The organism is Polynucleobacter sp. MWH-UH23A (assembly GCF_040409805.1).
Lineage (GTDB): Bacteria > Pseudomonadota > Gammaproteobacteria > Burkholderiales > Burkholderiaceae > Polynucleobacter.
The window spans coordinates 1,104,054-1,118,772 of the sequence record NZ_CP099572.1 but is presented as its reverse complement, the minus strand read 5'-3'; the positions used below and the strand labels follow the sequence as shown (position 1 = coordinate 1,118,772).

The 14,719-nt window shown below is 43.3% G+C and carries 12 protein-coding genes; 8 read left to right on the top strand and 4 right to left on the bottom strand.

Going from position 1 to position 14,719, the window contains the following annotated elements:
* Positions 1-39: 39 nt before the first annotated feature.
* The gene (locus tag NHB35_RS05875) at positions 40-867 is read left to right on the top strand and encodes a hypothetical protein (protein WP_353431454.1); all 828 of its coding nucleotides are present in this window, start codon (positions 40-42) and stop codon (positions 865-867) included.
* Here NHB35_RS05875 and NHB35_RS05870 read toward each other — a convergent pair.
* Together NHB35_RS05870 and NHB35_RS05865 are read right to left on the bottom strand one after the other, a co-directional pair.
* Positions 864-1,580, bottom strand: coding sequence for a response regulator transcription factor (locus NHB35_RS05870; protein ID WP_353431453.1), 717 nt, complete (start codon positions 1,578-1,580; stop codon positions 864-866). The two genes, NHB35_RS05875 and NHB35_RS05870, sit on opposite strands and share 4 nt — an antisense overlap.
* Positions 1,577-3,481 (bottom strand): ATP-binding protein, encoded by a 1,905-nt coding sequence (locus tag NHB35_RS05865; RefSeq protein ID WP_353431452.1) that lies wholly within the window; start codon positions 3,479-3,481, stop codon positions 1,577-1,579. Before NHB35_RS05865 ends, NHB35_RS05870 begins: the two co-directional genes overlap by 4 nt.
* A gap of 128 nt (positions 3,482-3,609) precedes the next feature.
* Between NHB35_RS05865 and NHB35_RS05860 the strand changes: the two genes are divergently transcribed.
* The 5 genes from NHB35_RS05860 to NHB35_RS05840 all read left to right on the top strand — a co-directional run bounded on the left by NHB35_RS05860 (position 3,610) and on the right by NHB35_RS05840 (position 10,798).
* Positions 3,610-5,667, top strand: coding sequence for a YadA-like family protein (locus NHB35_RS05860; protein ID WP_353431451.1), 2,058 nt, complete (start codon positions 3,610-3,612; stop codon positions 5,665-5,667).
* Complete coding sequence (locus NHB35_RS05855) at positions 5,667-5,975, top strand: hypothetical protein (RefSeq protein ID WP_353431450.1); 309 nt, start codon at positions 5,667-5,669, stop codon at positions 5,973-5,975. The genes NHB35_RS05860 and NHB35_RS05855 overlap by 1 nt, the downstream gene beginning before the upstream one ends.
* Positions 5,976-6,606: 631 nt before the next feature.
* Positions 6,607-8,160 (top strand): gamma-glutamyltransferase, encoded by a 1,554-nt coding sequence (ggt, locus tag NHB35_RS05850; protein ID WP_353433409.1) that lies wholly within the window; start codon positions 6,607-6,609, stop codon positions 8,158-8,160.
* Between the two features lie 279 nt (positions 8,161-8,439).
* The gene (locus tag NHB35_RS05845) at positions 8,440-10,080 is read left to right on the top strand and encodes an AAA family ATPase (RefSeq protein WP_353431449.1); all 1,641 of its coding nucleotides are present in this window, start codon (positions 8,440-8,442) and stop codon (positions 10,078-10,080) included.
* A 7-nt stretch (positions 10,081-10,087) separates the two neighbouring features.
* Positions 10,088-10,798 (top strand): esterase, encoded by a 711-nt coding sequence (locus tag NHB35_RS05840; RefSeq protein ID WP_353433408.1) that lies wholly within the window; start codon positions 10,088-10,090, stop codon positions 10,796-10,798.
* 343 nt (positions 10,799-11,141) lie between these two features.
* On the opposite strand, the gene NHB35_RS05835 is transcribed toward NHB35_RS05840, so the two are convergent.
* Together NHB35_RS05835 and NHB35_RS05830 are read right to left on the bottom strand one after the other, a co-directional pair.
* Entirely contained in the window at positions 11,142-11,984 is an 843-nt protein-coding gene (locus NHB35_RS05835; protein ID WP_353431448.1) for an EamA family transporter, read from the bottom strand.
* Positions 11,981-12,865, bottom strand: a complete 885-nt coding sequence (locus NHB35_RS05830; RefSeq protein ID WP_353431447.1) for a LysR substrate-binding domain-containing protein — start codon at positions 12,863-12,865, stop codon at positions 11,981-11,983. The genes NHB35_RS05835 and NHB35_RS05830 overlap by 4 nt, the downstream gene beginning before the upstream one ends.
* Positions 12,866-13,072: 207 nt before the next feature.
* On the opposite strand from NHB35_RS05830, the gene phnD reads away from it, so the two are divergent.
* Positions 13,073-13,924: a phosphonate ABC transporter substrate-binding protein gene (gene phnD / locus NHB35_RS05825; RefSeq protein ID WP_353433407.1), complete on the top strand. Its 852-nt coding sequence runs from the start codon at positions 13,073-13,075 to the stop codon at positions 13,922-13,924.
* On the top strand, positions 13,921-14,682 hold the full coding sequence (gene phnC / locus NHB35_RS05820; protein ID WP_353431446.1) for a phosphonate ABC transporter ATP-binding protein: 762 nt from the start codon (positions 13,921-13,923) through the stop codon (positions 14,680-14,682). The genes phnD and phnC overlap by 4 nt, the downstream gene beginning before the upstream one ends.
* Positions 14,683-14,719: the final 37 nt, after the last annotated feature.

Genomic DNA, 14,719 nt, shown 5'->3' with positions numbered 1-14,719 from the left:
CATAATACTGGTAATTATTATTAAATTTACAGATCTCAAATGCTCCCAGCCCAAAAAAAATTTGCAACCTTCTTGTTCCTATTGGGTTTGATGCACTTTGCGGTTGCCGATGAAGTATCACCGTATTCGCCATCCTTTTTTTTAAAGCCATATCAGATTGAGTCAGATACCAATATTGATAATATTCGAACCAATTACACCATTAATTCACCCGCTTTAAAGAATTCTGCAAATTCCATTAATAATAATTATGCGCAAAAATTTTCTATGGGGTTGCCCTATAACTTTGCAGTTGGGATTTCTGAGCTTTATGTACAGTCCGTTATTAGCAACCCATTAAATATCAATGCTGCAACTCCGGGATTTAAGAATCCCGTAATTTCTGGCGCTAAGTTATGGAGTATAAATAGCGGTGTTTTATTAAAAGTGCTTGGAAGCGTTCAGCCTAATCTAGGTGTTAAGGCTGGTGTGAGTACCTATAACTTAGGAGCTAGTGCAATTTTTATTAGTTCGGATGGCTGGGAGTCAAGCATTGGTGTTAATGAGACTACGAATGATGCTGGTTACGGGGGTGCACCTTCAATTCTGGGAACGGTATCCAAACAAGTCGGACTATACGTGATCAATTTCAATGTTGGCGTTACCCGCTTTCCCTCTATTTTAATGACCACGGGTTATGCTGCCTCATCCTATCTGTATTCAGGGGGGGTAGAAATCAGTCGTCAATTTAGTGATCGGGTATGGGCTGGGGTTAATTACAACATTGGAAGCAATCAATACACCTATACCCAAAACTTTAGGCAGTTACCGTTTAATAACAGAACGCTTTACAACGCAGTGGGAGCAAGTTTAAAGGTGCTCTTTTAGTTATTAACAACGATTATTGGTAGACAAAGTTGGTAGCCAGTCCCCCATATTGAATGAATAATTCTGCGTTCTTGCCCTACTAGTATAGGTTGAAGCTTCTTTCTTAACCTGCTAATCACATTTTCTAGTGATCGTTTTGTCATTTGCTCCGCCGCTAATTGCTCTGAAAGAATTTCGCAGATAGTTTCAGACTCTAACGATCGGTTGGGGGCTTGTGCAAGCGCTTTGAGTAACGTGGATTCAGCAGCAATGAGGTTAATTCTGTTTGCTCCATGCGGAGGGCTGAGTTGACTTGAGTGGCTGTGCAAAATCCAATTCTCAAGATCATTTTCGGCAAAGCGTCTAGTGAGACTATTTATGGCCGCCAACAGCTCTAAGGCAGGGGTTGGCTTAGGTAGGTATATATCCGCACCTGACTCATAGCTATTTATACGATCAATTAAACCTGTGCGTGCAGTGAGCATTACTATGCCCATCTGGGGGTATTGATGTCGGATTGATTTAGCAATAACAAAGCCTGATTGACCTGGCAAATTTAAGTCCAAAATGACGAGATCTACGGATTCTCTCAGAAGAAGGTCATTCAAGGCTATGCCGTTGTTTACTTCATATACGATGAATTTTCGAGACTGTAGAAATTGACTCAATTCTTCTCGTAATATCGCATCGTCTTCGACGATGACAATCCTGATTAATTTAGCCGGGCGATTCATTTTGGTAGCTCGAGGATGAAAGTGACTTCATTATTTAAGAGTCGATATTGAATTGTTCCACTGAGAGCGTTACATAATTCTTTGCAGATACTCAATCCTAAACCTGACCCTCTGGTTTGCTTAGCTAAGGGGTGTCGATAAAATCGCTTGAATAAAAGTCTTGGGTCTGGCTCAAAATCTTTTTGGATGAAATTGCTTAGACTGATCCGAATACGTGTTCCGGCGTCATCAATCAGTTCTTGAATAGTAATCCTGACTGGTGAATCTGCTGGCGAGTATTTCAGGCCATTTTCAATGAGATTGGTTAGGATAATTTTAAGAAATTGAGAGTCAGTACGCATTTCAATACTTCCCTCTGTCAGCAAGTTAACTCGATTTTTGCAGTGAGCATTTTCAAGAAGGTTCTCTGTAAAGCTGCAAATATTAATCAGCGAGGGGTTCAGTGGAATTGGACCCTGATCAATTGCATTTATAAGGCTACAGCGCTCTATGATGGTGTCCATGCTTAATATTGCATGATTAATATTTTGTAAACGCTTTTGATCATTGTCGTTCTTGGTTGCAATAGATTGACTTAATGTCTCTGAAGCTAAACCAATAGATGCCAGTGGATTTTTTAGTTCATGGGCCAGCATATCGATTAATGTTCGACGATCTTTTAGCAGCTTACTTTCAAATTCAGCCCGAAGTTGTGTTTCAGTTAGAGTATTTTTGATTTGCACCAATTCTTTTCTAATGAGCCGATTTTGAAAGACAATTATCGATAGCATAACGAGAGGATTTACAAAATCAGTTAGTCGCGCAAGATATAAAGGAATTTGGCTATTGCTCTCTAGTGGGAAAAATACGGAGGCAACTGCGAGGTAAATAAGTGCTAAGGTAACGCCAAACCCTGTGATCAGCGCCGTTTGCAAAGGCTTTCCTGCACTCGGGGTTTTAATGGTCGCTATTATTTGCACTAAAGCAGTAAACGTATAGCCAATTAAAATCAGAAGAATGGCAATATCCATTTTTCCTAGAAAACCAAGGGCTATAGAGGTGGCAACAAGACCATAAAGGGCCCAACAGCATCTCTTATACCAACGTGGCGTTGTATATTCACGCAAAAAAGCCTGGGCCAGCCATACCCAGAGGCCTAACTTCAAACATAAGCCCGTAAAAAATAAGAGTTCATTGAATAAGGGCGCTTGCTTAAAAACATAAAGTGCGAGGATGCCACTACCAGATAAAATGCATAAAATGAGGTTTGCGATGTAGGCATTAAACCTTGCCATTACTATGGTTGGATTCGCTATCAGGCTTACCAAAGAAAAAGCGAAGATGGTTCCTAATATTCCAATTTGAGCTCCAATTCCTAATAAATGCCCCGATGGTTGGAGGGTGGGGTTTGGCCATGCAATTACAGAAACTGATATAGAGGCAATACTTGTTGCCTGGGTCTGAATGTAGTACGTGCCCTGGGTTTGATTATTTGGGGCAGTAATAAAAAAGTGACCCCCTATTTCATTGTGTGACACATTAAGATGATGGCTGCCTGCTGTTTGCATAGACCATCCACTATTGCCGTGACTATAAAAGTTAATTTCCCGTAAAAAGAAGGGTCTGACTTGTATCGCAAATAATTGATTGGTCGGATTTGGGGTTGAAATCTGAATTCGTAGCCAGCGTGGGGTTTCTCCAAATCCTGCTTTAAGAGGGTTATATCGAGCGTCATAGTTGCAATTAACCGCTTGATCAATATTCTCGATAAAAACATTCGTCTGGCAGAAGGCAACTTCATAGCTAAATTTATTTGAATCTTTAGCCTTGGTCTCTGTTATAGCTATAAGTCCAATTAAAACAATAAGAAAAAGACCAAAAACAGTATATTTGGATTTATTCTTAATAAGACTTTTTATCATAGGGCTAGTTTATTTCATAAACTTAGGCTACTCAGCCAATTATTTCAATGGCTTTAAGAGGAACTGAGAGGAATTAGTAACAGCCTTTGATAAGGTGCCATTGATATCAATAAATTTGGCTCTTTAGTATGAAAACCATCAATCACCTGCTATTTATAGGTTTGTTATCTGCTATAAATTGCGCCTTTGCTCAGGGCGCTTATTCAACGGCAACTGGAACAAATGCCACTGCTTCTGGTGATTGGTCTACTGCTACTGGTGTTGATTCGCAGGCTACTAATAACTATACAACTGCAACTGGTGTGTCATCCTCTGCTGTAGGCCTTAATTCAACAGCAACTGGCTCTCAGTCAATTGCTCGAGGAGGGGACTCAACTGCAACTGGTGTGTCATCCTCTGCTGTAGGTGATTTTTCTACAGCTACTGGAGCGAGCTCAAAGGCAGATTTTGAAAATGCAACGGCAACAGGAAACGCTGCAGAAGCGCAGGCAAAATATTCAACAGCAACTGGCGCACAAGCGTCAGCTACGCAGGAAAAATCAACATCTTCTGGTTATCAATCATCGGCGACAGGTCAATTGTCAACTGCAACTGGAGCTCAAGCTGTGGCAAGCAGTGATAACTCCACCGCAACGGGTCAGGGCTCAACAGCATCGGGCACTAACTCCACTGCAACGGGTCAGGGCTCAACAGCATCGGGCACTAATTCAACGGCTAGTGGCTTTAATTCACAATCCTCTGGGAGCGGATCTGTGGCAGTTGGCGTTAATTCACGTGCAATTCAGAATAATTCACTTGCCGTAGGTACCGGTTCATACGCTACTAATTATTCTTCAATTGCAGTGGGGACAGGATCATATTCTTCGGGTAATAGTGCAATCGCAATTGGTGCGATATCAACAGCATCTGGAGGTGGATCAACTGCCTTAGGAATACAGTCTAGTGCTGCTGCAACTAACTCTATTGCCTTAGGATCCCAGTCCAGTGCTACAGCGACTAATTCCATTGCATTGGGCGTGGGCTCTGTTGCAGATAGGTTAAACGCAGTATCGGTCGGTAATACGGGATCACAAAGACAGATTACGAATTTAGCAGCGGGTACCCAATCAACGGATGCTGTCAATTTGGGTCAATTGCAAAACAGTAGTACAGATATAAATGTCAGCAACGCTTCAGTTGGTGGAAATTTAAATGTAGGTGGAGCTGTTGTTGGTAACAATAATGTAGTTTCAATCGGTACGAATGCCATTCAGATAGTGTCTGGCGCTAATGGAGCATCTAGTGGTATTTATGACCGAATCACGACCGATGGCCAAGCCCCTGGCGGAGCTGATATTCATCTTGGGGGCACAACGATTAGTAATGCAGGTGTAGTAGGGACAACCCCTGTTAATGTTCAGGTAGATGGTGTTTTGTATTCCAATCAAGGTATAGTCAATACTGGAAATATTGGAACAGGTACTCTGAGCACCACTGGCATAGCTACTTTAAATAGCGCCATCATTACCAATAATGCATCAGTTGGCGGTACTCTGGGTGTGAGTGGGTTAACAACAACCAATGGAATTTCTAATACCGGCAATATTGCAACGAACACACTTGGGGTTACTGGCGCAGCAACTGTAGGTAGTCTGAATGCTGGCTCCGGAACGATTCAAACCACAGGAGCAGTGCAGGCTGGCACTCTGACCACCACTGGCAATGTAACGGTTGGTTCAGCTACAAATTCACAGGTTACTGTTGGCAACCAAGCGGGCGGTATTGGAACATCAACTGTTAGTTTCAACAATAACAAGTTGCAGAATGTTGCAGCAGCTACCGCTTTAACTGATGCTGTGAATTTAGGTCAGGTTAATCAGTTAATTGCCGCTTCTGGGGGTAGCTACGCAAGTCAAGCCCAGGTAAATGGCATACAAAGTCAGGTTAATAGTTTACAAAGTCAGGTTAATCAAAATAACTTGATTGCTCAACGTGGAGTAGCGGGGGTTAGTGCCGTTGCAAATATTCCGGCATTAGAAACAAATAGAAGATTTGCCGTGGGGGTGGGAATTGGAAATTATATTAGCGCCAGCGCAATTGCTATTGGTGCACAGGCTAGGTTATCAGAAAATGTGGTAATTAAGGTATCCGGAAGCTCGTCTACTGGGAGTTATACGGCAGGCGCCGGTTTGGGTGTGAGTTTTTAATGATGAAAAATATTTATAGATTAGGCATTGCACTCATAAGTTTTTGTACGTCTATTGCAATCGCTCAAATAAATCAGCCTCATCAAAAGAATCAAATGCAATACATTGGAACGTTTGAAGCAGGTCAACCTGGAGCAGGCATTTATAAACTTTATGATCCTTCTGATGATGTAATTTGTTATGTTCTGATGCCAGAAACTGCCTCGCGAAAGCAGGTAGATGGCAAATGGGTTTATGAATCTAATTCCTTGGGTTCTTTGAGTTGTCTAAAAGCGAATTCAGCCCCTAAATCACTGGTAAAAAAGTAAGTAATTACCGGGGTAACCGGAAATCTCTTTTGTTGGGTTACCTGACTCTTGATAGCCGTAATAGTTGAATATTTAAAGCCCACTTACATCCGTCATTACATCCTAAAACCCAAGAAAAAAAGGCTTACGGGCAAAATGACCTGTAAGCCTTCTAGTATTTGGCTCCTCGACCTGGGCTCGAACCAGGGACCTACGGATTAACAGAGTAAACCTTGAAAAATCAAGTATTTAACGAACTGAAATCAGTTTAAATGATTTGTAAGTATTTGCAAGAGTCAGCAAAATTCTTTGCTAGTAATGATGCCTCACACCATTTCAACTTGATAGCGATTCAAATTAAATAGAGCTCGTTATACAAGATTGATCTGGGTCAATAATTTGAAAAATTGCGTAAGGACTAACCATTAATTTACATAAGGATGGCAATAAAACTAAAAACTTTATCGTTAGTATTAGTTTGTATTACATAAAAATTATAGGGGTCTAAATGAGTAAAAAATTAAATCACTTAGCATTTAATCGTCGTCAATTTCTTCAAGCAACCGGCGCAGCAGCTTTGATGCCGATGATTCCGGAGTTTGCATTTGCTCAACCTGCTCCCGGGCCAGCATTGGCGGTTTCATCAAAGGGAATGGTAACTAGCCCACATGAATTAGCTACTCAGGCTGGCCTGAAGGTATTGCAGTCAGGAGGTAATGCCATTGAAGCGGTCATTGCTATTTCTTCCTGCCTATCGGTCACATACCCCCATTTTTCTGGATATGGCGGCGATGCCTTCATGATTATTAGTGATGCAAACGGAAAGGCGCAAACAATCTCAGGCATTGGTCAGGCACCACAGGATGTCAGCGGCTACTCTGGAAGTATTCCATTTCGCGGGCCAAAATCAATGTTAACCAGTGCCGCCTATGTCGATACCTTGGGTAAAGCATATGAAATTAGCAAAAAGGATCTCAAGGGCAAAAAATCTTGGTCCTCTTTATTGGCGCCAGCGATTAAATTGGCAAAAGATGGTTTTCCTGTTTCTCCATCCGAAGTTTTTTGGTTGAACTTTAGATTAAAGGAAATGGGTTCGCTACCTGGCGTTGAGTCCGGTTATTTGATTAACGGCAAAGTGCCTACGGTTGGGGAAATCTTTAAACAACCCAAACTTGCCAAAACAATTGAGATGATTGCCGAGCGCGGTCATCGTGATTTTTATGAGGGCAAGTTAGCAGCCATTTTGGCAAAAGGACTTAAGGATGCAGGCTCTCCTCTAACGGCTCGCGATCTTGCATTAACCCAAGCGCAAATTGAGCCTCCGCTCAGTGTCGCTTATCGTGGCGGTACTTTGTTGGGTAATCAGCCTCCTACGCAGGCTATTACAACGCTGGAGATTATGGGCATTCTGGAGCGCTTTGATTTGTCAAAAATTCCAGAAGGCAGTCCAGATTACTATCACTTATTAGTTGAGGCAGTAAAACTGGCATTTATTGATCGCAATAAGTATGTTGCCGATCCTAAATTTGTAGATGTTCCAGTGCAAAGATTGCTCTCGGATACATATTTGGATCAGCAAGCTAAGAAAGTAGCTATGAGTACAGCAATGCCTTGGCCTTATGTTTATAAGCAGGGTGATACGGTGTACCTTGCCGCTGTTGATAGCAACGGTAACTGCGCATCGATGTTGACAACTGTCTACTATGACTGGGGTAGTGGAGTACAAGTTGGAGATACAGGCATGCTTTGGCATAACCGTGGCGCATCATTTTCCTTGGATCCAAAATCACAGAATCGCCTTGAGCCAGGTAAGAGGCCATTTCATACATTGAACCCAGGTATGTACATTAAAGATGGTCGACCTACTATTTTGTATGGAACCCAAGGCGCTGATGGCCAGCCACAAACATTGGCGGCTGTACTAACGCGTTTGATTGACTACAAAATGGATCCATTGACGGCATTAGCCAAGCCTCGTTTCTTGCTAGGTAAGACTTTCTCTGACACTAGAGATTCTTTGAAGTTGGAGAAGGATGCTGGACAAGAGGTGTTTGTAGAGTTATCCAAGCGAGGGCATGAAATGAGTGAGATTGCAGCGCAAAGTCCTCTTGCTGGTCATCCCGGCGCTATTGTGATTGATTATCAAACTAAAAAAATTACTGGAGCACATGACCCAAGAAGCGATGGTAGAGCGCTTGGGGTATAAGTAGAGTATTAGCGTTTAATCAAACCCTCATCTGTAACGGTGGGGGTTTTGTCTTTTGGGCGTTACTTTAAGCAACGATCAAGTTTCATTTCGACAGATAGAGTTCCTTATGTCTTTTTCTGCAACCTCTTATGCTGAATAGGGTGGGGGCAAGTCATCTTCTGGCGTACGCCGCGCCTGAAATGGACCCTATTTTGACTCCCATTGACTGCAGTCAAGCATGTTTTAGACCTAGCTTTCTATGATTTAGTAAATGAGTCAAAGGAGTAAAAAGAACGCATGGAATTCGAAATACCAGAAAGCCTAGCCAATGCGCTACTTGGAATGATCAATGAAGATTCACTGCTTGCTAAGCGGCTGAGCGAGTACGGCCTTTCCCGAGGCAAACGTGTTGTGCCCAGCCACCTTTTCGATGCCGACTCACTCAACACACTCTACGGCCTGTGCCGAACGACCAATGAGCGTGAGCTAATGTTCCAAATGCTGGCGCTAGACAATATTCACGCCGCGCCAGCTGCCCGAAAAATCCCTAGTTTGGAGATGCTGATCCCTGGTCTGATCGCTTGGCTATCGCGTGACATGATTGATGGTTGGCTATATAAGCTTGGCAAGGACGGTGTGTTGTTGCCTTGGCTGGTTCATTCTATGCGCCATGTGCAGCCTGTCGATGGCGCACCTTACGTCATCATCGGCCTTCTGGCTAATACCTTGCAGGCTGCAGAACGGGGTCCGGTTACCGATCCGAGACTAAGGCGCACCGGCATGACCAATAGCATTACCTTTTATGCTGAAGACATTTTAGATTGCACGATTCCCGAATTGATGACGGGTTATGGCTACTTTAAAGAATGTGCGGAATTCAAAAACGAATATGAGACACACTTAAGGCGTTTCATGCAGATGCAGCCGAAGTTTGGTTCGCAGTTTACTGTTTCTGGCAATGTCTGGATATCCAGTGAAGGGTCACGTTCACAACTCGAATGCATCCGGCTGCAGGCAGGCACAACTGCCCGCTGCGTCAATGACGAAGAGCTGCTAGAGCGCCACTTTGACACCACCGCCGATGTAACCTTCTGGCGCAGCAGCGGTATCAGCGAGGGTTTTGAACGGATTCCCCAGCATTGCTATCTACACCTATTCCACTTGGATTATCACCGCAGCGTATGGGTACATGTGCAAAATGTTGAGGTATATCGTTACAAACCAGAATTGCGTGACAAGCTGGTTCTGCCGCATGCTCATCGCGAGCTGATTGATATCTTGACTGCTGATCGTAACTTCCTGATGGAGGACATCGTCGAGGGTAAGTCGGGTGGTACAACCATTCTGTGTAAAGGCGCTCCTGGCCTAGGCAAGACACTGACAGCAGAGGTCTATGCCGAGGTCGTCCAGAAACCACTATACCGCGTACATTCTGGTCAACTCGGCGTGACGGCAAGCTCAGTGGAAGCCAACCTTTCGAAAATCCTGCGGCGCGCGGCGCGCTGGGATTCAGTGCTGTTGCTCGATGAGGCTGACGTTTACATTCGCCGCCGCGATAACGATCTGCAGCACAACGCGATCGTGGCTGAGTTTTTGCGTACCCTTGAGTACTTCAACGGCTTGCTGTTCATGACTACCAACCGCGTAGCCGACATTGATGACGCGGTCTTGTCGCGCTGCATCGCCATCATCCAGTTTGAGACGCCGACACAAGAGCAGGCGAAACAACTTTGGAAATCACTAGCGCAGCAGTTCAACACCGAACTGCCCGATGACCTGGTTGAGCGCTTAGTAACAACCTACGCAGATGCTAGCGGCCGCGATATCAAAGAGTTGCTCAAGCTGACACTCAAGTTTTGCAAGGGCAGGAATTTGTTGCTTAGCGAGGAGGCTTTTTCTCAGTGCTCGGCTTTCCGCAGCATCGGTAATTCTCTCTAAGATGACAATGTTTGACACGTCTTTCCTGGGGGATTCGCTGCTTGGTCGTCTCAGTTTTCGATCCGGCACCATACCTGACAAGCAAGCCTTACCTGCTGGTCGTCACGACCTGGGTATTGCGAGCGAGCGCGACGCTGTATTGATCGTGCCGGACGGCCTGCAGCCTGGAGTTCTAGTTCCTCTGCTAGTAATGTTTCATGGTGCCGGTGGCAGCGCCGACAAGGTGCTGCCATTCGTGATTGACTATGTGTATCAGTATGGCTTTTTGCTTTTGCTGCCGCAGTCTCAGTTTCCGACTTGGGACTTGGTCGTGGGTGGTAACGGCCCAGATCTAGAACGGCTGGACAAAGCGTTGTACGAAGTGGCGTCACATTTTTATATCAATCCATCCCACTTGGGATTTGCTGGATTCTCAGACGGAGGCAGCTATGCGCTGTCATTAGGCGTGACCAATGGCGACGTCGTTAGTCACGTGATCGCATTTTCCGCAGGCTTCATGTCAGTCTTTCAACAAAATGGTACACCCCGCATTTTCATCGCTCATGGTTTGGAGGACGAGCAGCTATCAATTGAAACTAGTGCACGTCCCCATGTAGCCAAACTTAAGGCTGCAGGTTATGACGTAACCTCCTTCGAATTCAGAGGCCCGCACCATATCGAGCCGCCAGTGGTTGCGTTGGCAATTGATTTCTTCTTGAAGCCGACGGCGCGACTATAACAAGCCACGCTTAAAAAGCAGAAATTTGCATGGGACCGATAAACAGCATTCAGTAGGTTGGCGATATTGCCAAAGTCCAGGGAGTAGTGAGAGCTACACAAACCAGAATCCTTTGGTCCCAGGTTCAAGCGCTAGTTGGCTCACTAGAAAAGCATGTCACCTCCGGGAGGAAATGGAATAATAAGTTTGATAGATTTTTCTGGTCAATCAACTTTTGAGTATGTGCTATGACATAGTGATAGATAAAGAAACTCTACTTGAGTGATTGCAAGAACAAGTTTTTTATCAAGCCGTATTTCAATTAATTCTCCAGAATAAAAATGATTTCTTACTCTTTAAAATTTTAGGACGAAAATCGAATTGCCATTGCACCTGCGACGATAATAAAAATACTGATTAAGCGTTTTTTTGTTAGATGCTCATTTAAAAACCACACACCAAATAGCGTTGCAAATAGAACCGAGGTTTCCCTTAGTGCGGCAATAGCCGCAACTGGAGCTACGGTCATGGCCCATAACGCAATAGAATATGAAGTAATTGAAGCAGATGCGCCTCCAGCAGCGTGAAGCCATCGTTGTTTTGCATACTCAAGCGCTGTTTTTCTTTTTAGTAAGAATACCCAGATACAGAATATCCATCCATCAAGCGCAAATAGAGATGCTATATATTGTGGTGGGTTATTTGAAAGGCGTATGCCTGTTGCATCTGCAAGGGTATAAGCAGAAATAATTACCGCATTTAATATCGCAGCTGAAATTGCATGCCTATGCTTTGTTAGTCCCGCTGATATCCCCATCAGAATAACGCCAATACAGATTAATAGAACCCCACCCCATCCAAGGGGACTAAGATCGCTGTCGGGTATTAAAAAGTAGGACCCTATCGCAACAAATAGTGGTGCCGTGCCTCTCATAAGTGGGTAGGCTAAACCAAGATCACCGTGATGATATGCATTTGCAAGAGTGAAGTAATAGCCGAGATGAATAGTCACTGAAGCAAGTAAATATGGCCAACACTCTATGGGAGGAGCGCCGAAATAAAATGCAGCTGGAATGGCAATAATTGAACAAAATAAATGTATTAATCCAGTTTCAAGAGTCTTATCTTCGCTTGATTTAACGGAAACATTCCATCCTGCATGAAGCATTGCGCCAGCCAGAACAGCCAAAATAACCTGCCAAGTCATACTTTTAATGCCTGATTATCTTGTAGGGTGGAGACAATATCTAGAAATGCCCTTACGAGCCGCGCCTCTTTTCTATCCTTTAAGCAAACTACATGAGCATGAGTAAATATTTCTACATCTGAAAATGGAATTTTGCATATCCTTGGGTCAGGTATGTATTCAAACTCAGACACAACGCTTACACCAATTCCTTTAATAACGGCTTCACGTATAGCTTCTCTACTTCCTATTTCCATCATTATTTTTGGCGAAGTCTTCTTTTTTCTACAAATTTCATCGAAAGCTTTTCGTGTTGTAGAGCCCTCCTCGCGAAGAATCATTGGCTCATTATTAAGTTCACTAATTTTAATAGATTTCATTTTTGCAAATCGATGATTTTTATTCGCGAAAAGTACAATTGGATTGGTGCTGTATGGTTTCGAATAAAACGTTTTGTCATCCGTAAATTGTGCTAATACCGCAACATCTGATTCATAATTTTTTAGCATATTCAGAACGGATTCTGAATTTCCTATTTGAACCGTCACCTTGATCTCTGGAAAAATTTTATTAAAACTTGTTAGCATCTCGGTAACGTGAAATGGTCCAACAGCGCCAACTAGAAGTTGCCCCGTTCTTAGTTCCCCTGCGTCTTTAAGAAAATGTATTACTTCATCCTCTAGTGCGAAAATTTTTTGTGTTAAGGCATAAAGTCTTTCACCAAGAAGTGTGAGTTTTACGGTGTGCCCATTCCTTGCAAATAATTCAACGCCATATACCTCTTCCAAAAATCGTACTTGGGTTGTAACGGTGGGTTGACTGATGTGAAGGAGTTTAGCGCCCCCAGTAAAGCTGCCTGCCCTCGCCACGGCATGAAAGGAGCGTAATTGCGTAAGTCTCATCAGTTAATTCCCCGTTTAGATGCTGTATTGCAGCAATATAACTATAGTTTTTTTCAATACTCTTACACAAATAAATGAATTTGTTCTATATATTTTTACCTTATAGAGTTCATCAATAGCAAGCAAAACCTGAAATAAATGTCGCTCACTATTTTTATAGATTACATGGGGAGATAAATGATGAAAGTTGCAAATTTACTTCGTTGTATGTTCCGGAGTTTGTTGTTGGCTGCATTGCTTATGGGGGTAGGACCTTCTTATGCCCAGCAAACAGAGTTGACCATTGGCTTGATACCTTCGGAGGATTCTCGAGCAATGATTGCGCAAAGCAAGCCAATGATGGATAAGCTATCTGCAGCGCTAGGTATGCCAGTTAAACCTTTTGTGGCGGCAGACTACAACGGTGTCATTGAGGCACTTCGCTCAAAGCGCCTTGATGTCGCATATCTTGGGCCTTTTTCATATGTTTTAGGAACAACCCAGGCGCCAATCGAAGCATTTGCTGTTGCTGAGACAAAAAAGGCAGGTAGAACCTCATATCAAAGTGTAATCATTACCAATAAGGATAGTGGAATCAAATCCGTTGCTGATTTGAAGGGGAAAACATTCGCTTTTGTCGATCCAAGTTCTACGTCAGGACATTTATTTCCAAAGGCCGGGTTAATTAAGGCAGGGTTTAATCCAGATAAAGATTTTGGTAGGGTGATTTTTTCTGGCTCACATGATTCCAGTGCAATTGCAGTTCAAAACAAGAAGGTTGACGCAGCAGCAGTTGCCGACAGAATTCTTGATGCAGCGATTAGTAAGGGCATCGTTAAGCAAGAAGACATTGTCATTATTTGGAAGTCAGATCCAATTCCCGAGTCTCCAACTGTATGGCGTAAAGATTTACCACCGGATTTGAAAAAACGTATTCAAGCAGCATTTTTAGAGGTTAAAGATATTCCTTGGTCTGATCAAGGGACGCTCAACGGATTTCATCCGACAAATGATGCTGCCTATAACATCATTCGCGAGACAGCCAAAATCCTCAACCTTGATTTGAAGACAATGAAATGATCAAAATTCAAGGCTTAACAAAGCGCTATGGATCTTTCACAGCACTTTCAGATATAAATTTATCAGTTGCACAAGGAGAGTTCTTGGTTGTCTTGGGGCCTTCGGGTGCCGGTAAATCGACTTTGCTCAGATGCATCAATAGACTGGCAGAGCCAACTAGCGGTGAAATTACTGTTTGTGGGCAAATATCTTCATCTGATTCATCTAGTTTGCGAAAGTTACGCTGTAATGTCGCAATGATTTTTCAGCACTACAACGTAGTGCCTCGTTTAACAGTCTTAAAAAATGTTTTAACGGGCCGACTTGGTTCAATGCCCTCAATTTTGTCTTGGTTTCAAATTTTCCCAAAGGCAGATATTGACATAGCAAGACAATGTCTTCGAAGGGTGGAGCTAGTTGATAAGGCTAAATTACGGACTGATACATTATCCGGAGGTCAAAAGCAGCGTGTGGGTATAGCTCGTGCTTTGGCTCAAAACCCTAAAGTTATCCTAGCGGATGAGCCGGTGGCGAGTTTGGATCCAAAAACTTCTCGAACAGTTTTGAATTACTTAAAGCAAGCAAGTGATGAGCTGGGTATCACAGTGATCTGCAATCTTCATCAGGTTGATTATGCGAAAGAATTTGCACAGAGGATTGTTGGTGTTTCAGCTGGAAGGATAGTGTATGACGGTCCTCCTGAAGGCTTGACCGAGGATATCTTGCAACTTATATATCCAGATGGCGAATCAGAAGAAGAGCAGTCTTTCGCAGCCTGATTTTTAAAGATTATTTTAGGATAAAAGATGATATTTA